This is a genomic window from Catonella morbi ATCC 51271 (genome assembly GCF_000160035.2).
Lineage (GTDB): Bacteria > Bacillota > Clostridia > Lachnospirales > Lachnospiraceae > Catonella > Catonella morbi.
On sequence record NZ_KI535367.1, the window covers coordinates 725,683 to 746,321 of the forward strand.

Sequence of the window (20,639 nt, forward strand, 5' to 3'; positions counted from 1 at the left end):
GTAAAAAAGTGTATGTCAATACAGGGTGGCTAAGCCACCCCTGTCTTTTACACCTGTATTTTATTCAGGCAGTCGCCCCTCATACATAATGCTTAACTCACTGTAGACCTGTGCCCAGTTTCGTATCGTGGTAGTCCATTTTTAGTTGCCTCAAAAGTGGCTAAATACAAGGCCTTAAGGAGGGCTGTATCGCTTGGAAATACGCTTCTCTGACGGTTAAGCTTACGGTATGTAGAATTAAGCGATTCTATAGCGTTAGTTGTATAAATTACCTTTCTAACAACGGAAGAAAACTTGAAAATAGGAGAAATAACATCCCAGTTATCCTTCCAGCGTTTCATTGAGTTAGGATACTTTGGTGTCCATTTTTCAGTCACCTGTTTCAATTCCGACCTGACCATAGCTGCTGTTAACCATCTTAGGTTTATATCCGTTTCTGCAGTCATCACTTTCATATCTCTCAGATTTACCATATCCAAGATGTTCATCCATTTCTGCTTCCATCATCTCTTTGATGGTTCCACCCAACAGATCTTTAAGTGCATCCTGAATGTCTTCAGCCGTTTAGGTATCATACTCTTGAAGTAGTTGCTGAATGATGTTTCTTTTACCTTCAGTCATTACAACCTTTTGTACCGGTTTCTTTTCTCTTTTTGCCATAATAAAAGGCCTCCTATGATTTATATTTTATCATAGAAGACCTATTGCTTAATAGCTATTTACAGAAAAAGTTTCACATACTCGTATTTTAGCTTTACTCTTCAGTTATCCTGTCAAAGAGTATTTCCTGTTTTTCTTTATAATGATGTGCCTCTTCAAGCATCATATCCTTAACCTTCATAAGCCTTATCTGAGTACTTCTTTCGTTCTCGTCAAGCTTCATGGTTATCATTTTTATATTAGCCTGTAAGGTAGGTATCATAACGTATTCAAGAGCATTAACACGTCTTCTGGTCTTTTCAATTTCAGCAGCCATAAGCGAGCAGGACTTCTCTACCTCTGCGAGGGTGATAAGATCCTTCTGAATACTTGAAAGAGAGAGAACGGCAGTGTCAAGGTCGCTTGAAGTAAAGGCAAAACCGTACGAGTAGATATCTCCTTCATCACCGGTTCTGGCCTTTGTTTCAAATTGAGGTATATTAACACTCATTACATTACGGGTGCTTACCTCAACTGTCAGCTCCTGTTTAGGTGCCATAAAGGCAACTCTTACAGTCTCATCTGACATGGTAGAGCGGGCTATAACAAAGTTCTTATTTGCATTCTTAAGGTCTTCTTCAACCTTTTCACGCAGAGCTTTGTTTTTTCTGACAAGGTCAAGGAACTCACGCATAAGCTCATCACGCTTGTCCTTAAGGAGTTTATGCCCTCTGGTAGCGGTAATGAGTTTACCTTTAAGCCTCGTCAGCTCCATTCTTGTTGCATTAACAGTTGCCAAATTTTCACCTCCCTTGATAATTATATTGATGGATTACTTTTTATCGTAGTACTTATCAAGGTATTCATCTCTGATTCTCTTCAGCTCACTTCTAGGAAGGATTCTGAGGAGATCCCAGCCGATGTTTAAGGTTTCTTCAATGCTTCTGTCTGTTCTGAAGCCCTGTGATACATATACAGCTTCAAATTCATCCGCAAACTTAGCATAGAGCTTGTCTATATCTGAAAGAGCTGCCTCACCGAGGATGACCATAAGCTCCTTAGCATCCTTACCACGAGCATAAGCTGAGAAAAGCTGGTTCATGGTATTTGCATGGTCTGCTCTGGTCTTGCCCTCACCTATACCCTTATCCTTAAGACGGGAAAGGGAAGGGAGAACGTTGATAGGTGGCTCAATCTTCTTACGGTAAAGATCACGTGAAAGAATAATCTGTCCCTCTGTAATATATCCTGTAAGGTCAGGAATAGGGTGAGTCTTGTCATCCTCAGGCATGGTAAGAATAGGAATCATAGTGATAGATCCGTTCTTTCCGTTCTGACGACCTGCACGCTCATACATAGTAGCAAGGTCAGTATACATGTAGCCGGGATATCCACGACGTCCCGGAACTTCCTTACGAGCTGCTGATATCTCACGAAGAGCATCCGCATAGTTTGTAATATCTGTAAGGATAACAAGTACGTGCATTCCCTTTTCAAAAGCAAGGAACTCAGCTGTGGTAAGTGCCATCTTAGGAGTAGCAATACGCTCTACAGCAGGATCGTTTGCAAGGTTCATAAAGAGAACTGCTCTGTCTATAGCTCCTGTCTCCTTGAAGGACTCTACGAAGTAGTTAGACTCTTCAAAGGTAATACCCATAGCAGCAAATACAACCGCAAATGGCTCGTCTGTTCCTACAACCTTTGCCTGACGTGCAATCTGTGCAGCAAGTTCAGCATGTGGAAGACCTGAACCAGAGAAAATAGGGAGCTTCTGTCCACGAACAAGGGTATTAAGACCGTCAATAGCGGATACACCTGTCTGAATGAACTCCTCAGGGTAGCTTCTTGCAGCAGGATTCATAGGAAGACCTGCCACATCACGTCTTTCCTCAGGAAGGATTTCCGGACCGCCGTCAATAGGACGACCAAGACCGTCAAAGACACGAGAGAGCATATCTTCAGACACACCAATCTCCATGCTTCTTCCGAGGAAACGTACCTTTGAGCTTTCAAGGTTGATACCTGTTGAGGACTCAAAAAGCTGTACAAGAGCATTACCGTCATCTATTTCAAGTACTCTACATCTACGTCTGCTACCGTCAGCAAGCTCGATTTCACCGAGTTCATCGTATGCGACATCAGTTACGCCGCGTACGAGCATAAGAGGACCGGCAACCTCTTGTATTGTTCTATATTCTTTTGCCATTAGAAGTCTACCTCCTGTGCAACATCATCTGCTTCTTTAGCAAGGGCTGCCTCGATTTCCTTAAATCTTGCATCAACCTTGTCCTCAGCAGTATATTTAAAACGACCGATAGGCTCACGAACTTCCATAGCTATAAGCTTATTGATATTTGCACCCTTATCAAGAGCCTCAAGACAAATATCATAGAAAGTAAGTATAAGTTTCATAAGCATAAACTGTTTATGAAGAGAAGTATAAGTATCTTCCTCCATAAATGCGTTCTGCTGGAGTAAATCCTCTCTTACAGATCTTGCAACTTCCATCTTAAGACGGTCAGGAGCTGAAAGAGCATCTTCACCAACGAGCTGAACCATTTCCTTGAGTGCTGACTCATCCTGAAGGATAGCCATTACTCTGTTCTTATATGGAACCCAGTCCTCACTGATATTTTTAGCAAACCAAGGATCCATTGTATTATAAAGAGAATAACTTTCAAGCCAGTTGATAGCAGGGAAGTGACGCTGATAAGCAAGGTTGGCATCAAGTCTCCAGAATACCTTTACAATACGAAGCGTAGCTTGTGTAACCGGCTCAGATATATCACCGCCGGCAGGGGAAACCGCACCGATAACTGAAAGGCTTCCTTCTTTATCTTCTTCGCCAAGTACCTTAACTCTACCTGCACGCTCATAGAACTGTGCAAGACGTGAACCAAGGTAAGCAGGGTAGCCTTCTTCACCCGGCATTTCCTCAAGACGACCTGACATCTCACGAAGAGCCTCTGCCCAGCGGGAAGTAGAGTCAGCCATCAGAGCTACTGAATATCCCATATCTCTGAAGTACTCAGCTATGGTAATACCTGTATATACACTTGCCTCACGAGCCGCAACCGGCATATCTGAGGTATTTGCAATAAGTACTGTTCTTTCCATAAGAGAGTGACCTGTCTTAGGATCGATAAGCTCAGGGAACTCGTTAAGAACGTCTGTCATCTCATTTCCACGCTCACCGCAACCGATATAAACCACGATGTCAGCCTCTGCCCACTTAGCAAGCTGATGCTGAACGACAGTCTTACCTGAACCGAAAGGTCCCGGAACCGCAGCAACACCACCCTTAGCTATAGGGAAGAGAGTATCTACTATTCTCTGTCCTGTGATAAGCGGCATATCAGGAGAAAGTTTCTGCTTATAAGGACGCTCCTTACGAACAGGCCATTTCTGCATAAGACCAACTTCCTTAAGTTCGCCGTTAGCATTTTTAACCTTAGCGACCATATCTGTAATATTGTAATCACCTTCAGCAATTTCAGCGATCTCACCATCTACACCGATAGGTGCAAGAATCTTGTGGGAAACTACCTGAGTTTCCTGAACAGTTCCGATTATATCGCCATGTGTAACCTTATCGCCTACCTTTTTAGCAGGTACAAAGTGCCATACTTTTTCACGCTTAAGCGCAGGAACTTCAACACCACGGCTGAGGAGATTTCCTCCTGTTACCTTCATAATGTCATCAAGAGGGCGCTGAATTCCGTCATAAATACTTCCGATAAGACCGGGTCCTAACTCAACACTCATAGGAAGTCCTGTAGACTCAACAGGTGCTCCCGGAGCAAGACCGGAGGTTTCTTCGTAAACCTGTATAGAAGCTTCATCACCGTGCATTTCGATGATTTCTCCTATAAGACGCTGCTCACTTACACGAACAACGTCGAACATATTTGCTCCGCCCATACCTCTGGCTACAACAAGAGGCCCGGCGATTTTTTTGATTGTTCCTGTATTCATTCTTATGCTCCTTAGTTATTAAAGATGATATCTGAACCAACTGCCTGTTCCACAGACTTCTTAACTAACTCAATTCCTTTGCCGGTATTGCCGGAAACTCCCGGAATGAGTATGATTGCAGGACGTAATTCTTCCCTGTAATGATCAATCAAGTCACTTAATTTTTCAGCAAGAGCCTCTGTCATATAGATGATGGAATAGTCTCCGTCAGCCAGTTCACGAAGCTTCTTAGCTGCTTCAGTCTGCTCGGTAAAAGGGAAGGTGTCAAAACCAAGAGCACCGAAACCATAGATACTGTCTATGTCTCCCATAACTGCTATTCTAGACATACATTTCCCTTACCCTTTCCCTGAGGGAATCATCGGAAAGATTATTTATCTTACCTGACAGGATGATTCTCACAGATTTTATTTCATTTTCCCTTGCAAGTATATAGGCTGCAAGAGGTCCGATTGAAAACGGATTATGACGCTGTGGACGAATTTTTGCAATTATCAGATTATCACACCACCGTTCAAATGCTGAAGGGGATTTTTTAATCTCAGGAACTGCATCCAAATAGGCTGTGTGTGAAAGATATTCATAAATTGCATCAAGGCTTTCCGTAGCAGCTTTTGCAAGTCTGTCTACATTTAGAGAGTCACAAGGAGCTAACGCCTTTTCAAGGAAGGAAATATCCTTACCTATCATACAAGCTCTTATTGCAGTCTTTATATTGGCAGCCGCTACTGTGAGTTCTCCGTATAATTCAAGTATTTCATTACCTGACTTTTTGCCGGACTCATATATTTTAGTAAGTGCAGCCTTGTCGATAATGATATCGCAAAGCCCACCATCGCCTGTGTGTAAAAGAGTATCAAGGGATTCCGCTGCAACCTTCTGCATGTCAGCCGGAAGCGAGGAAAAATCCCTCTGCTGAAGTGCCTTACGGATGATTTCCGGATCAATAGAGCACTGATCTTTTTCCAAATAAATGTCATCACGGTTTATCTGTTCGGCAGCAGATTTAACTGCGGCTTTCAGGTTGTGATAGTCATTTGCGTATAGAAATACATCGAAGACATGTGGATCGGGAACAAGCTCAGAAATAAATTTCCAGGTCTTATCCCTCTCATTCTTCAGTATGGTGGATAAAGACATTGAATCATCTATGTCCCAACCATGGTCTGCTAACAGGCGAAGGCATTCATCATAGCTTTTTGCGGCAAGAAGAGATTCGAGAACCGAGCTTGTTAACAGACGAAGCTCAGCGCTGCGGATTCTCGCGACCGCATAAACATATTCTTCTGACATATTACCTCCAAGTTTTTTCATGGTTAAAACAAGAGTTTCTGTACCTTATCCTGTACTGCTTCTATATTTGTCTCAAAAAGAGAGGTGATAGAGCAGTTCTGGTCTATACCTTCATAAAGAAGGATAAATCCTCCGTCTATAGGACGGGTTTCCTTAGAAACAGTGAGCTTGCCGCCTTTTGACACAGCAATGGCATTAAGCTTTGTTTCAAAGTCAGCAGGAAGTCTGTTAAGATCCTTTTCATTAAAAATGATTGTTCCTTCAGCAGGACTTACATTCTTTTCTGCTAATTTGAGTATTTTATCAAAATATACGCTATCAGGAAGAGCATAGATTAAATTCTTAGCTTCTTCTATTACTTCACCTATCAGTTTTTGCTTTTCCTCAAGAATCAGACGGCGCTTTCTAAGGGCAGCAGCCGATTCAGCAGTGGATTTGCTGGCAGACAGGCGAACAGAAACATCGTGATTTATTTTTTCACAAGCTTCTGCAGCTTCTTTTTCAGCACCGGCGATAATACCCGCAGCCTCAGCATTAGCTTTATCAATAATGGCAGCTACGCTTTGATCAGCTTCAGCTTTGATTTCGCTGGTGATTTTTTCTAATCCTGTCATGTTGCCTCCTTGTTTTTATTTTCACAAACTACTGACATTACAAGCTTATTTGATTACAAGCTTTATGTCAGAGGAAGTTCTTTCTCACTTCGTTTCGAAAGAACGACTAAATTTCTAAATTCGTACTTCGAAAGAGGAAGTTCTTTCTCACTTCGTTTCGAAAGAACGACTACTTTTCTAAACTCATACTTCGTATTCGTTAAGAAAAGTATGTCTAGAAACTCATTCCGTTTACACCGATGAGTGCAAGGAAAGAAACAAGAAGTGCTAAGATCGCATAAGTCTCAACCATTGAAGGGAAAATCATTGACTTACCGAACTGATCAGGTCTCTTTGCTGCAAGAGCTATAGAAGCAACAGCAGCCTTAGCCTGGAATACTGCAGATACATAGCCTGCTATAGCTATAGGCATACAAGCTGCAAAGTAAGCAAGACCTTTTACAAGGGAAATCTCCTGAACATTACCACCGATTACTCCAAGATTAAGGAGAGCGATGAAGGCAATGAGAAGACCGTAAATACCCTGTGTACCAGGAAGAAGCTGTAATACGAGAACACGACCGAACTGGCTAGGATCATCAGTAACAACACCTGCTGCCGCCTGACCTGCAATACCTACACCTTTAGCTGAACCGGCACCTGCAACACCTGCTGCAAGAGCAGCACCAAGAACTGCAAAGAAAAGACCTAAACCTGACATAAAAATTACCTCCAAATTTAAATTTTAAGTTAGTTGTTATTGTTTTTCGTTGTCTTTTACAACATAGTATTTTGTATTTTCTGCAAAAGGAACAAATGCCTTTCCGCCACCATTATAGAACTTACCGAAGAACTCAACATACTCAAGACGGTTGGTGTGTACATAAGCGCCCAATGCATTGATAAGAATGTTGATTGTATGTCCTACTACAAATATTACTATGAAGAATATAAGACCGAAGAGATTTCCGCCCGGCATAACTGCGATAGTGTTAAATACCTGCGAAATAACACCGGTTGCAAGTCCGAGAGCAAGAAGTCTTGAATAGGAGAGAACATCACTCAAATATCCGCTTATTCCATAGAGAGCATAGAGACCTTTGAGAAATCTCTTAAGCGGATTGGTTGATTCCCTGCCTCCCATAATGAGAATTCCAGCTGCACCGGCAAGCGCACATACTGTAAAGAGTGTGACAACCGCCTGTGGGAAGTTTATACTGAACTTGAACATGTTCTGGATCATTTCTGTGGTAAGTAAAAGTCCTAAAAGACCACCAAAGAAGAGATACCAACATATTACATCAAATATAGCTTCAGTTATCTTACCCTGCTTTAGGTTGGTATAAAGCGCAATTCCGAGTCCACACATAAGATGAACTATACCGATAATGAATGCAATACCGAGTAAAGTTACCGGGTCCTTAATCGGATCAAGTAAGTAAGGTAAGTTTACAGCCTTTCCGAAGAAAGTTTCAGTAAATTTAGGGATTACGTCTCCGAAGAAACTTCCGAAGATAAAGCCCCATACAGTTGTACCTATACCACAGCCAAGGAACATCTGCATCATTCTCTTTGTTCCCTCTTCAAGTCTGCCCTTGAATTTGGTAAGAACAAAAAGTGTAGCAAATACCATAATCAAACCATAGGCCGCATCTGAAAGCATAAGCCCATAAAGCCCGTAATAGAAGATGGAAGCTATGAAAGTTGGATCGACCTCACCTTTTCCAGGCAGGGCATAACCCGAAACAACTCCTTCGATAGGAGTAGCATAGCCGTTGTTTGATAATTTAACAGGAACATCTTCTTCATCGGAAGGCGTACTGTATTCAACAACGCAATCGAATTTAGACCCTATAGCCGCATCAAGAACTTTTACGTCTTTTTCAGGTATGTAGCCGGTTATACAGAAAACTCTCTTTGACTGGAAGAGCCCGCCGATTACACCGTACTTGTCTGCACGCATAGTAAAGTAGTCAACGATAAAGGTAAGTTCACTTCTTTTTTCTGCATATTCTGCAATCTTCCTGGTTGAAGATGCTATGATTTCTTCCTGTTTAGCCAAATCCCTGGCAATACTCTTTTCCTGCTCGGCAGGAACTACACCGGGAAGAGCAGGTCTTGCAAAGCTGAGAGCACGTAGGGCATCTTCAGTTTCCTTTGCCTCGGTGTTGTGGCAGATGATGAGGACGCAGGTCTGCTCCTCGTTACTGCTGATGATGGAGATATCTACTTTCTGTACGTTTGGAGCCTTTTCAGCAAATGCAAGCTGTAAGGAACTCTGATCGTAAGCTGTCGGAAATGTTCCGATAAAGGCTTTAGTGTATTTAGTGCCTTTATAATCAAGCGGAAGCGTGAAACCAAGCCATGGTGCAAGCATTTCTCTCTGGTTGAGAAGCTTTGGAATTTCAGCTTCGGCTTCAGCCTTAACTTTATTCAGACTGTTCAGTTCGTAGACCATATCCATAATCTTGTCACGCCTAATCGCAAGCGACTTGTAATCAGTACTGCTCATCTTGTCACGACCGGCAAAAGAATCCATCATTCCGCCTTTGACAGGAACTTCCCTGTCCAAAACTGTAAGAGCCTGAGTGGCCAGGTTTACATTTTTCTCAAAAGTAGTTTTTGCGGACGATGTATCTGTCTGTGTAAACAGAGCGTCAGCTACTCCGTCTTTGCCGGTAAAAATCTCTTTACTTGCATCGACATTGATTTCGACTACGCCCAGTCTCTGCAGAGTTTCGAGAATGTGCTTCCTGTCCTTTTTAAGAGCCGCTATGAATACGCGTTTCATAGGTAGTACGGACATGTTTAACTCCTCCTTTCCTTGTTAAATTTTTAGTGCATTTTAGCAGATGTAAACAGGAGTTATTAGAATAACATCTCCGTAACACTTTCTGCCACCTCTTTCTTCTTGCCTTCTGCCTGTGTACGAAGTGCTTTTACTTCTTCAGAACTTTCGCTTTCTGCTTTTTTCAGAAAACTCTCATTGACCTTACTGATTTCAGCAAGCTGTGCCTCAGCAGCAGTCTTTACAGCGGAAATCTTGGATGAAATGAGCTCTTTTGCATCAGAATGAGCCTTTGAAATAATTTCAGAAGCCTTCTCCTTTGCCTCGCGTTCGGCTGATTCAGCTAATTTCTCAGCTTCACGAATAACACTGATAGCATCCGTTGACAATAATCATCACCGCCTCTCCGGTATTTTAGTATAGGTATTTTCTATTGAAAACCTAGCTTATATTTTATCGCAATATCTATGTATAGTCAATCAAGAATAGGGATTTTATTCAGTTTTCCGTAAGAAAATGTTAAAATATGCTTTAGAGTATTTTAATATTAATTTTTTAGGTAAATAAATGATAAATATTGCAAAAGAATCAATATTTACTATAAAAAAATGCAAAAAAAATATAATGTTCACAAAATTTCAAACAATCAATGACAAAAATAATAAAATCTGATACAATGCTTAGTAACAACTAACTCATATCAAAATAGTAGGTTAAGGAGATAAAAATATGAATAACGAAAAGATGAAAAATCATTTAAAAAATGCAGATATGGACAAATTAGCGGCAGTGATTGAAATTAAAAAAGCCTATAATGACGGAAAGTACAACCTTGAAGAAGCGAGAAAATTGCTTAAAGAGAAGGTGACAACTCTTACCCCTGAAGAGATTGCACTTGCCGAACAGGAGCTTACAGTAGAGGAAGATGATGAATGCCGTAAAGAAGACATACAAAAAATGATGGAGCTTTTTGATGGTATCCTTGTTACGGGGCGACCTAAGCTTCCTGACGGACATCCTATTCTCAGGTATTTTGAGGAAAATGATGAAATGAGAAAGCTTCTTAGGTCAGTTGAAGATTTAGTTCAGTATCCTGTTATTAAGAACCAGTGGTTTGAACTTTATGATAAACTCAAAGAATTCCGTATTCATCTGTCAAGAAAACAGAATCAGCTATATCCGGTGCTTGAGAAAAAGGGTTTTACCAGGCCTACAACAACAATGTGGACTCTTGATGATTTTATAAGAGATGAAATATCGGAGTTCAGGGCCTTGCTTGAGGAGGGAAAAGAAGACGAATTTATAGAGAAACAGACCACCTTGGTATATGACGTGGAAGACCTTATGAGTAAGGAAGAGACCATCCTCTATCCAACATCTCTTAAGCTTATCAATCAGGAAGAGTTTGAGGATATGAAATCCGGAGATCTTGAAATAGGCTTTGCCTTTGGAGTAGGCGGCAACAAAGAGGAAGTAAAAGAAGTCGGAAGTAAAGGTACTTCAGACAAACCGGTAAACGAGGGATTTATAAATGAACTTGCGGGCCTTCTTGGGAAGTATGGCTTTGCTTCGGGAAATGATGAGGAACTTGATGTAACTACCGGTAAATTAACTCTTAACCAGATAAACATGATATTCCAAAATCTTCCTCTTGACATATCTTTTGTGGATGAGAATGAAATAGTTAAGTTTTATTCGGATACAGACCATAGGATTTTTCCAAGAAGTAAGAATGTGATAGGCAGGGATGTAAAGAACTGTCATCCAAGAAAAAGTGTGCATCTGGTGGAAGAAATTATCGAGAAGTTCAGAAACGGAGAGCAGGATCATGCCGATTTCTGGATAAATAAGCCCGGAGTGTTTATCTACATATATTATGCGGCAGTCAGAGATGCAGGCGGTAACTTCAAGGGAGTGCTCGAGGTTATGCAGGATTGTACAAGAATCAGAAATCTTCAGGGGTCAAGAACTTTGCTTAGCTGGGATGGCGGACTTAAGGGAGATGCTACAGGAAGTGATGAGGAAGCGCAGGTGGCAGATGCTGAGAAAGCTGATGAAAAAACAGATAAAACCTCTGAAACTGTAAGCGTGGAAGGAAAAATCGAAGTAACTCCGAACACAAAGCTTACAGACTTGTTGGCATTTTGCCCACAGCTTAGAGAGGAGCTTCCTAAGATAAACTCTAAGTTTAAGATGTTAAATTCTCCGCTTGGAAGGGTTATGATACCGAGGGCTACAGTGAGGATAATGAGCGAGCGTTCGGAGATGGATACGGATGAGCTTATTAAAGCCATAAAAGAAGTGTTTGAAAAATAAAAAACAATAGAAACTCCCCAACTTATCAAATATAAGACCGGATAAGGTTGGGGAGTGTATTATTCCCAAGAACTATAGTTAATATGATATTTTAGGGGAGATATTTATCAGGTTTTGTGTTAGAATGGGAATACATTATTTGAGGAGGGATAAGATATGGTAAAGCACATAGTTTTATGGAAACTGAAAGATGAACTTAGTACAGAGGAAAAAAATAAGGTAAAGAAAGAACTTAAAGAAGGTCTTGAGAATCTTAAAAGTAAGATTCCGGAGATAGCAGAAATCAAAGTAAATATTGAAGGAATGGAAGGCTCAACTGTTGATGTTTTGCTTGAGACGGTTTTTGAAAATGAAGCTGCACTTAAGGTTTATGCGGGGCATCCTGACCATGTGGCTGTGGGAACCGAAAAAATCAAACCGTTTATGGCTGAGCGAATCTGTTATGACTATGAATTTTAATTAAAAAAATGAGAAAGGTTAAGAGTAAATGTCAGAAAAAAGTTCCAGAGAGAGATTAGAGAGCAGGCTTGGTTTCATACTTATAAGCGCAGGCTGTGCGATAGGAATAGGAAATGTGTGGAAATTTCCTTACCTTGCGGGACAGAACGGCGGAGGAATCTTTGTGCTTATTTATTTATTCTTCTTAGCCATTCTTGGCATCCCTGTTATGACAATGGAATTTTCCATGGGAAGGGCGAGCAGAAAAAGTCCGGTTCATTTATATCAGAAGATTGAGCCTGAGAAAAGTAAATGGCATTTGCATGGCATAGTCTGTATGGCAGGAAATTATCTGCTTATGATGTTTTATACTACTGTAGCAGGGTGGATGATAAAATATTTTGTGTCTATGGCCAGAGGTGATTTTGAAGGGCTGGATAAAGACGGAGTAGCCGGAGCTTTCGGCGGAATGCTTGGCTCACCCTCTATACAGGTGGGATATATGGCCGTTGTTGTCATAGTTGGTTTCTTTATCAATTCCATAGGGCTTCAGAAGGGACTTGAAAAGGTAAGTAAATGGATGATGTCAAGTCTTCTTATTATAATGGTAATTTTAGCGGTTAATAGTATACTGATGCCCGGAAGTAGGGAAGGACTAAGCTTTTATCTGCTTCCGGATATAGGTGAAGTCAGTGAGATAGGCTGGTCTAAGGTTATAGTGTCTGCAATGAATCAGGCATTTTTTACTTTAAGCATAGGTATTGGTGCTATGGCAATATTTGGAAGTTATATAGGCAATGAAAGAAGGCTTATGGGAGAGTCGGTTCATGTGGCTGTTCTTGATACCTTTGTAGCTATAGTTTCGGGACTTATTATATTTCCCGCCTGCTTCACATATGGAGTGCAGCCTGACAGCGGTCCGAGTCTTATATTTATAACCTTGCCGAATATTTTTAACAATATGCCTCTTGGCAGAATATGGGGAAGTCTTTTCTTTGTATTTATGGGCTTCGCGGCGTTCTCTACCGTACTTGCGGTATTTGAAAATATATTAGCCTGTACTATGGATCTGACAGGCTGGAGTAGGAAGAAGGCAAGTATTGTAAATTGTATTGCCTTACTCATACTTTCACTGCCTTGTGCCTTGGGCTTTAATGTTTTAAGCTTTATTGAGCCTATGGGTAAGGGTACAAGCTTTCTTGATTTGGAGGATTTTTTGGTGAGTAATTTGATTCTGCCTATCGGTTCGTTTATTTTTGTTATGTTTTGTATAAGTAAAAGAGGCTGGGGTTGGAATAACTTTGTTACCGAAGCCAATAAAGGCAGGGGTATTCAGGTGAAGCCTTGGATGAGGGTTTATATGACATATGTTTTGCCGGTTATTGTTATTGCGGTTGTTTTACTTGGATTGTTTTATAAAGGATAAACTCAACCGCAATCAAATAAAATAACTAAAACCCCTATATTATAGTATTTGTAGGGGTTTGCTGTTTTTTTAGTTTTGTGTTGGCTTTACTGTTCTAAAGGCACTATTGCAAGGGTTTTTCCTAAGGGTGCAAGTACCTTTAATAAAGTACTTACTTGAGGGCTTGTGCGCCCTTTTTCCATTCTTGCTATTATAGGCTGTTTAACGCCACTTAATTCTTCAAGCTTCTTTTGGCTTATCCCTTTTTCATTCCTTGCCTTTATGAGCTCACCAACAAGGGCAACTCTTAAATTGCTTTCTGATATTTCTTCAGGAGTGAGAAGGGAGTCAATAAATTCTAAAGCATCGTGTTCTTTAATTGTATTCATTTTTTTAATTCCTTTCTTTATAATCACTTAAAAGCTTTTTAGCGGTTTCTATTTCTTTCCTTGGTGTCTTTTGAGTTTTCTTTTAGTGGTTCTTTTCCATCCTTATCTTTATAAAATTTTATAGAGTACATTTTTAATCTCCTTCTAATTCCATAATATGCTTTAAAATTATTAAAGTCAAGTACTTAAAAGTACTTAAGTTCAACATATATTGTTAAATGAATTTAAAAACAAAAAAGGAAGCACTTAAGCTTCCTTGAGTACAGGGGATGAGGGAATCGAACCCCCGCTAAAGGTTTTGGAGACCCTTGTCATACCATTTGACCAATCCCCTAAGTCAACGAACCAATTATATACATATATACAGGAAATGTCAAGCGAAAAATCTATTTGACAAGCACATAAATTTACAATACTATTGAAAATGAACTATATTCGGAGGTAGGTTACAATGATTACAAAAAAACTAAGAGGGGCTATTGCAATATGCCTGACCGTATTTTTGACGGCCTGCAGTGGCAGTGCCGGCAATTCATATTATAAAACAGGTAATAAATATATGGAAAAAGGGCAGTATGAAGAGGCTCTTAATTCCTATGAGGAAGCAATTAAGAAAAATTCTGAAAGAGCAGAGTTTTATATAGCGGCAGGCTTTGCCAATATCGGACTTGAGAAATATGAAGATGCCATAAATACCTTTGATAAGGGATATTCTCCTAAGGATAATCAGATAGTCAGGGAAAACAACAAGTTTTTATTTAGGGGAAAGGGAATTGCTTACCTTAAGCTGGGCAAGTATCCTGAAGCTTTACTACAGTTTGCAAGTGCTTCGGCAATTAAGGAAGCTTCATCTTTAGATAATGATCTTAAAAAATATATTGCGCTTACGGAAATTAAGCTCGGGGATTATAAAAGTGCGGCTGATGTTTATGAGGAAATGCTCAGGGTAAAGAATCCTGATGTCAGCCTGTACGGAAAGCTTGCGGAAGTTTATTTTGCTATGGGAGAAGCTGTGAAGGCAGCGGAGAATTATGATTTAGCCATAAGCAAAGAGCCTGATAACTTTGATGCTTACTTTGGAAAGTACGAGATTCTTTCTGCAAAGGGAGAAAATGAACAGGCTGATGAAGTATTAAACAAGGCGGCGGGAATAAAAATAACCAATGATATCAGCGGCTATAAAGCAGGTATTTTAGAGTATTTAAGAGGTAATAAGGATAAGGCAAAGGAGTATCTGAATACAGCCTATACCAAGGGAATTTTGGAAAGTTCTTATTATCTTGCCAAGATATCTATGTTAGAAAATGATTATACGGGAGCAAAGGTATTTTTTGAAAAATACGAGCAGGAACTGGGCAAGGTAACTGTTTCAGGCTGGTATGACGGTATGGCTGAATGCCTTATAAAAGAAGAAAAATACGAAGATGCCTTAAATTATGTGCTTAAGGGATTGGCTTTGGAAGATGTGTCGGCTATGAAACAGCTTATGCTAAAAAAAGTGACTCTTTATGAGAAAACAGTTGATTATAACAAGGCCTATGAGGCGGCCGTAGAGTACACAAAGCTGTATCCTGAGGATAAGAAGATGGCAAGGGAAGTTGTTTTTCTTTCAACGAGGAAGACTAAATAGGAGAATACATGATACAAACATCAGAAAAAAAAGAAAAGTTCATCCTGGTAGGTGTGGAAACCGGAAAAGACAGGATGGAAGAAAGCCTTTCTGAACTCGCAGAGCTTTTGGATACAGCGGGCGGCGAGACAGTAGGAAGGGTTATACAAAACTTAGAAAGTATAAATAAAGCAACCTACGTGGGAAAAGGCAAGGTAGAGGAAATAAAGGAAATTGCGGAAGAATTAGGGGCAGATGGAATAGTCTGCGATGATGAGCTTTCTCCCGCGCAGCTATCCAATCTTAAAGATGAACTGGATATAAAGGTTCTTGACAGAACCTTGGTAATACTTGATATATTTGCTTCTCATGCCAAAAGCAGTGAGGGTAAACTTCAGGTGGAAATGGCTCAGTTAAAATACCGCTCTTCAAGGCTTATGGGACTTGGGAAAAATCTTTCAAGGCTCGGAGGAGGTATAGGAACCAGAGGACCGGGAGAATCCAAGCTTGAAACGGACAGGAGGGCAATAAGAGAAAGAGTAAGTCAGTTACGTACCGAAATAGAAAAGGTGGAGAGTTCCAGAGATACACTTAGAAAGCACAGAATGTCGGATGGGATACCGGTGATAGCAATAGTAGGCTATACCAATGCCGGTAAATCAACCTTCCTTAATAAAATTACGGATGCAGGCATTTTAGCTGAGGACAAGCTTTTTGCGACCCTCGATCCGACTACGAGAAGCCTTAAGATACCGGACGGGGAAGAAGTGTTGTTTACCGATACGGTAGGTTTTATAAGCAAGCTTCCTCACAACCTGGTGGATGCATTTAAGAGTACTCTTGAAGAAGCAAAATATGCAGATTTAATACTTCATGTGGCTGATGCTTCTAACCCTGAGGTAGATGAACAAATGAAGGTGGTCTATAGGACACTTGAAGAACTTAAGGTTGTAGGCAAGCCCGTGATTACATTTTTGAATAAACAGGACAAGATAGGTGAAGGCAGGATAATTAAAGACCTCAAGGCGGATGCGCTGGTTAAAGGCTCAGCTAAGACAGGGGAAGGAATTGATGAACTCTTAAATAAGATTTCGGAGATTTTAAGAGAGGGCAAGGTGCTTGTAGATACTTTGTTGACCTATGCAGATACAGCTAAAATATCGGTAATAAGGAAGAAAGGACAGCTTTTGTCCGAAGAATATGAGGGAGACGGAATAAGAGTTAAAGCCTATGTGCCAAAGGCTGTGGCAGGTCAGCTTGGACTTTTGAGATAATCTATACTTTCTACACTTGTAGTGTGCAAGCAAGCTGCTATGGCTATTTTATCAGGTTATGTCAGCTATAACAAATAATAAGCCTTGTTGACAGTGAAAAGTGCTGATGTTAGACTTAGAAAAAGACAGAAAACAGTTTATCCTGCTGTACTATACTGAATAATATGTCTGTGACCTATGACGTGAATAATTGGGGTTAAATGCCCTGAAATCTTGATTTTATATAATCATGTGATTTTTGGTATTAAAAAGTCTACAATTATATTTTGGAGGGAAATATGGAAAAGGCAAAGTTAGATTGGGCAAATATCGGCTTTGGATATATGAAGACAGATAAAAGATATGTTTCGGATTTTAAAAACGGTGCCTGGGATGAAGGGAAATTAACGGATGATGACCGGATAGTTATGAGCGAGTGTGCGGGAGTGCTGCAGTATGCTCAGACCTGTTTTGAAGGGCTTAAGGCTTATACTACAGAGGATGGTAGAATAGTTACCTTCAGACCTGACTTAAACGGAGAGAGATTTGAAGCTTCATGTAAGAGAATGGAAATTCCGATATTTACCAAGGACAGATTTGTAGATGCGGTATTAAAGGTGGTTAAGGCAAACGAGGCCTATGTACCTCCTTTTGGCTATGGTGCTACACTCTATATCAGACCTTACGCCTTTGGAATAAGCCCGGTTATAGGGGTGAAGCCTGCTGATGAATACCAGTTCAGAATTTTTACTACACCTGTAGGCCCTTATTTTAAGGGAGGTACTAAGGGAATATCCTTAAAGGTAAGTGATTTTGACAGGGCAGCCCCAAGAGGAACAGGTGATATTAAGGCGGGATTGAACTATGCTATGAGCTTACATCCTATAGTTGTAGCACATAATGAGGGCTATGCCGAAAATATGTATCTTGATGCGGCTACCAGAACCAAGGTAGAGGAAACGGGCGGAGCCAACTTCCTCTTTGTAACGGGGGACGGTACAGTGGTTACACCTAAGTCAGGCACTATCCTTCCTTCTATTACAAGACGCTCACTTCTCTATGTGGCAGAGCATATACTTGGCTTAAAAGTAGAAGAAAGAGAAGTTTACTTAAATGAAGTAAGTGATTTTACAGAATGTGGTCTCTGTGGAACAGCGGCTGTTATCAGTCCTGTTGCAAGGGTGGTAGATCATGGAAAAGAAATCGCTTTTAAGTATGGAGCGGATGAAATGGGACCTGTAATTAAGAAACTTTACGATACTCTTACAGGCATACAGATGGGCAGACTTCCTGCTCCTGAGGGATGGATATACGAAGTTAAATAGTGTCAAATACTTTTGACACCCACATCCTTTTATGAAAGAACGAGAAGTAAAAGTGAATGCTGATACTTCTCTTTTTTTGTTTGCCGGGAAATTTATTTGAAATTCCCTATTTAACTAAAATCTCTTCGAGGGATATACAGCTTGCAGCAGGGAGGTCTGCCTTGCTACACCGCCTGTGCGCGAAGCGTATGCGGGCACATACTTTTGATGGAAATTTTCCGGATATGATTATTCTTAGAATCAATTTCTGATAATTTAACATAACAGACAGTAAAATGCGAAAAATATTACTTAATAACATAATTGACAATAAAATAATTTAAGAGTAATATTTAACTAAAGTTGTACTTTGCGTTTGTGAAGTGCTTAACAAAAACGAAAGGAGAAGTTAAACATGGGATTTAAAAATGTAGTAGTTGCAGGTGGTGGTGTGCTTGGAAGCCAGATTGCTTTTCAGGCGGCATACAGGGGATTTAATGTAACACTTTGGCTCAGAAGTGCCGAGTCGATAGAAAGGACAAAGCCAAAGATAGACCGCCTTTATAAGATTTACCTTACAGAGCTTGAGGCAGCTAAAGCCAAAGCCGGAGTAAAGGGTGCACTCGTTTCAAGAGGACTTATTCAGGATATTGAAAATGCTACAGTTGACAGTATTGAAAAACTTAAACAGAAGGTTGAAGAAGCTTATAAAAACTTGAAATACGAAACTGATTTAGCTAAGGCTGTGCAGGATTGTGATTTGGTTATTGAATCAATGGCAGAAAATCCTGAAGCTAAGGTTGACTTTTATACAAAGCTAAATGCAGTACTTGAGGATAAAACCATAGTTGCAACAAACTCCTCAACCATGATACCAAGTCAGTTCAGACATTGCTTCACAAGACCTGAGAAGTATCTTGCCATACATTTTGCAAACAATATATGGAGAAGTAATACAGCAGAGATTATGGGGCATGATGGGACAGATAAGGCAGCTTATGATGAGGTTGTAAAATTTGCTGAGGAAATTGCTATGGTTCCTCTTAAATTACAAAAGGAGCAGCCGGGATACATACTTAATTCCATGCTTGTTCCGTTTCTTAAGGCAGGAGAGATGCTTTTAGCTAAAGAAGTTGCAGATCCTGCCACCATAGACCTTACCTGGAGACTTGGAACAGGCTCTCCTTTGGGACCTTTCCAAATACTTGATATAGTAGGTCTTACTACCGCCTACAATATAAATATGATGGATCCGCTTGCGACCTCAGATCCTGATTCGATACCTGCTAAAATCGGAGCTATACTTAAGAAATATATAGACGAAGGAAAAACCGGTATTAATGCAGGTGAAGGGTTCTATAAGTATAAATAATATGAAGTAGAAGGTAAAAAATCCATGTTGCAGTAAAGTGTAATGTGGATTTTTTATGTTTAAATAGAAAAATTTTAACACAGTTTATCCTAAAAATATATAAACTGATATTGTAATTAAATTTTTGTATTATATAGGGGAATTATTGAATAATTTAATTAAAATTAAAAATTGTATAAAACTCTGTTCAAAAACAAAAAAATGTTGTATAATTCCTTATTAAAGATGTGGAACTTATGGAACAAAGAAAGGTAAGGGTGTAAAATGGCAAGCATTAGGGATGTTGCTGTCAGAGCGGGCGTGGGTATAGGTACAGTATCCAGAACTTTAAATAACAGTGGATATGTATCTGAAGAAACCAGAAAAAAAATACTGGAAGCTGTTGAAGAAACAGGATATAAGCCGAGTGCAATTGCCAAGAACATGATTAGAAAGCGGACAGGTATCATAGGAGTTATGGTTCCGAATCAGGAGCATCCGTTCTTTGCAAAGGTTATGAAACATATGGAAAATGAATTGTATAAGCAGGGGTATAAATGTCTTGCCTGCAATACTCTTGACATAATAAACAGACAAAAATCATTCATAGATATGCTTGACAGCAGAGTGGTGGACGGAATAATTTCCTGTGTGGACGAATTACCGGATTTTAGTGGCGGAAACGGAAGGGCAATAGTGAGTTTTGACAGGAATTCTGATGCAGGAGTGCCTATAGTCAGGTCTGATCATGAAATGGGTGGCAGACTGGTGGCTGAACTTTTTATAAAAAAAGGCTGTAAAAAAGTATGTCAGTTTACTTCGGGGTTTGACAGGAAAAGAACTGCCAATATAAGACATGATGTGATGAAGGAAGTGCTTGAAGAAGCAGGGGTGGAGGTTGTATCTATTATTACTGCCTGGGATGCTCTTAGCTACAGTTATAATAAAGATATGGTGAGAAAGTATTGGGACATTATAGAGACGGTTGACGGAATGATGACAACTGACATAGGTGCTTTGAGCTGCCTGTCGGTAGCTCAAAAAATGGGGTTGAATGTTCCTAAGGATCTTTGCATTATAGCCTATGACGGTACGGATATCACAGAGCTGACTTATCCCGAACTTACTGTTATACAGCAGGATTGCCCTACAATAGCAAAAAAATGTGTGGAAACTGTACTTAATATGGTAGACGGGAAAGAAGTACCTTCGTTGGAACTGATCCCGGTCAAGCTTATAGAAAGAGGAACAACATAACTGTTCCATATTATTCCATATAAAAAAGA

At 40.1% G+C, this 20,639-nt stretch carries 19 protein-coding genes, 1 tRNA gene and 1 pseudogene; 8 read left to right on the forward strand and 13 right to left on the reverse strand.

What is annotated here, in order from left to right:
* Window positions 1-60: 60 nt before the first annotated feature.
* The 11 genes and pseudogenes from GCWU000282_RS17685 to GCWU000282_RS06815 form a co-directional block, all read right to left on the reverse strand.
* Window positions 61-386 (reverse strand): annotated as a pseudogene (locus GCWU000282_RS17685) (transposase); the annotation flags it as partial.
* Complete coding sequence (locus GCWU000282_RS17690) at window positions 370-507, reverse strand: transposase (RefSeq protein ID WP_456297518.1); 138 nt, start codon at window positions 505-507, stop codon at window positions 370-372. The gene GCWU000282_RS17690 and the pseudogene GCWU000282_RS17685, both read right to left, overlap by 17 nt.
* A 247-nt stretch (window positions 508-754) precedes the next feature.
* Window positions 755-1,438 (reverse strand): V-type ATP synthase subunit D, encoded by a 684-nt coding sequence (locus tag GCWU000282_RS06775; protein WP_084295343.1) that lies wholly within the window; start codon window positions 1,436-1,438, stop codon window positions 755-757.
* A 33-nt stretch (window positions 1,439-1,471) separates the two neighbouring features.
* Window positions 1,472-2,845 (reverse strand): V-type ATP synthase subunit B, encoded by a 1,374-nt coding sequence (locus tag GCWU000282_RS06780; RefSeq protein ID WP_023354313.1) that lies wholly within the window; start codon window positions 2,843-2,845, stop codon window positions 1,472-1,474.
* Window positions 2,845-4,614 carry a V-type ATP synthase subunit A gene (locus GCWU000282_RS06785; RefSeq protein WP_023354314.1) on the reverse strand — a complete coding sequence of 590 codons (1,770 nt, stop codon included), beginning with the start codon at window positions 4,612-4,614 and terminating at the stop codon, window positions 2,845-2,847. Before GCWU000282_RS06785 ends, GCWU000282_RS06780 begins: the two co-directional genes overlap by 1 nt.
* Window positions 4,615-4,625: 11 nt before the next feature.
* On the reverse strand, window positions 4,626-4,943 hold the full coding sequence (locus GCWU000282_RS06790; protein WP_023354315.1) for a V-type ATP synthase subunit F: 318 nt from the start codon (window positions 4,941-4,943) through the stop codon (window positions 4,626-4,628).
* Window positions 4,936-5,907, reverse strand: coding sequence for a V-type ATPase subunit (locus GCWU000282_RS06795; protein ID WP_035039697.1), 972 nt, complete (start codon window positions 5,905-5,907; stop codon window positions 4,936-4,938). The genes GCWU000282_RS06790 and GCWU000282_RS06795 overlap by 8 nt, the downstream gene beginning before the upstream one ends.
* A 23-nt stretch (window positions 5,908-5,930) precedes the next feature.
* Window positions 5,931-6,521, reverse strand: coding sequence for a V-type ATP synthase subunit E (locus GCWU000282_RS06800; RefSeq protein ID WP_023354317.1), 591 nt, complete (start codon window positions 6,519-6,521; stop codon window positions 5,931-5,933).
* Between the two features lie 214 nt (window positions 6,522-6,735).
* Window positions 6,736-7,227 (reverse strand): V-type ATP synthase subunit K, encoded by a 492-nt coding sequence (locus tag GCWU000282_RS06805; RefSeq protein WP_278246408.1) that lies wholly within the window; start codon window positions 7,225-7,227, stop codon window positions 6,736-6,738.
* Between the two features lie 30 nt (window positions 7,228-7,257).
* Window positions 7,258-9,306 carry a V-type ATP synthase subunit I gene (locus GCWU000282_RS06810; protein WP_023354319.1) on the reverse strand — a complete coding sequence of 683 codons (2,049 nt, stop codon included), beginning with the start codon at window positions 9,304-9,306 and terminating at the stop codon, window positions 7,258-7,260.
* 62 nt (window positions 9,307-9,368) lie between these two features.
* Window positions 9,369-9,677 (reverse strand): hypothetical protein, encoded by a 309-nt coding sequence (locus GCWU000282_RS06815; protein ID WP_023354320.1) that lies wholly within the window; start codon window positions 9,675-9,677, stop codon window positions 9,369-9,371.
* A 340-nt stretch (window positions 9,678-10,017) separates the two neighbouring features.
* Here GCWU000282_RS06815 and GCWU000282_RS06820 point away from each other — a divergent pair, with 340 nt between their 5' ends.
* The 3 genes from GCWU000282_RS06820 to GCWU000282_RS06830 all read left to right on the forward strand — a co-directional run bounded on the left by GCWU000282_RS06820 (window position 10,018) and on the right by GCWU000282_RS06830 (window position 13,468).
* The gene (locus tag GCWU000282_RS06820) at window positions 10,018-11,604 is read left to right on the forward strand and encodes a DUF438 domain-containing protein (protein WP_023354321.1); all 1,587 of its coding nucleotides are present in this window, start codon (window positions 10,018-10,020) and stop codon (window positions 11,602-11,604) included.
* Window positions 11,605-11,760: 156 nt separating this feature from the next.
* Window positions 11,761-12,063, forward strand: a complete 303-nt coding sequence (locus GCWU000282_RS06825) for a Dabb family protein (protein WP_023354322.1) — start codon at window positions 11,761-11,763, stop codon at window positions 12,061-12,063.
* A gap of 28 nt (window positions 12,064-12,091) precedes the next feature.
* The gene (locus GCWU000282_RS06830) at window positions 12,092-13,468 is read left to right on the forward strand and encodes a sodium-dependent transporter (protein ID WP_023354323.1); all 1,377 of its coding nucleotides are present in this window, start codon (window positions 12,092-12,094) and stop codon (window positions 13,466-13,468) included.
* Window positions 13,469-13,554: 86 nt separating this feature from the next.
* On the opposite strand, the gene GCWU000282_RS06835 is transcribed toward GCWU000282_RS06830, so the two are convergent.
* Window positions 13,555-13,836 carry a helix-turn-helix domain-containing protein gene (locus GCWU000282_RS06835; protein ID WP_035039698.1) on the reverse strand — a complete coding sequence of 94 codons (282 nt, stop codon included), beginning with the start codon at window positions 13,834-13,836 and terminating at the stop codon, window positions 13,555-13,557.
* Window positions 13,837-14,099: 263 nt separating this feature from the next.
* Window positions 14,100-14,170, reverse strand: a tRNA-Trp gene (locus GCWU000282_RS06840).
* Window positions 14,171-14,287: 117 nt separating this feature from the next.
* Between GCWU000282_RS06840 and GCWU000282_RS06845 the strand changes: the two genes are divergently transcribed.
* From GCWU000282_RS06845 to GCWU000282_RS06865, 5 genes are all read left to right on the forward strand, one after another.
* Window positions 14,288-15,466, forward strand: coding sequence for a tetratricopeptide repeat protein (locus tag GCWU000282_RS06845; protein ID WP_023354325.1), 1,179 nt, complete (start codon window positions 14,288-14,290; stop codon window positions 15,464-15,466).
* A gap of 8 nt (window positions 15,467-15,474) precedes the next feature.
* Complete coding sequence (gene hflX / locus GCWU000282_RS06850; RefSeq protein ID WP_023354326.1) at window positions 15,475-16,719, forward strand: GTPase HflX; 1,245 nt, start codon at window positions 15,475-15,477, stop codon at window positions 16,717-16,719.
* Between the two features lie 278 nt (window positions 16,720-16,997).
* Window positions 16,998-18,023, forward strand: coding sequence for a branched-chain amino acid aminotransferase (locus GCWU000282_RS06855; protein WP_023354327.1), 1,026 nt, complete (start codon window positions 16,998-17,000; stop codon window positions 18,021-18,023).
* 394 nt (window positions 18,024-18,417) lie between these two features.
* Entirely contained in the window at window positions 18,418-19,374 is a 957-nt protein-coding gene (locus tag GCWU000282_RS06860) for a 3-hydroxyacyl-CoA dehydrogenase (RefSeq protein ID WP_023354329.1), read from the forward strand.
* Between the two features lie 264 nt (window positions 19,375-19,638).
* Window positions 19,639-20,610, forward strand: a complete 972-nt coding sequence (locus GCWU000282_RS06865) for a LacI family DNA-binding transcriptional regulator (RefSeq protein ID WP_023354330.1) — start codon at window positions 19,639-19,641, stop codon at window positions 20,608-20,610.
* The last annotated feature ends 29 nt before the right edge of the window (window positions 20,611-20,639 follow it).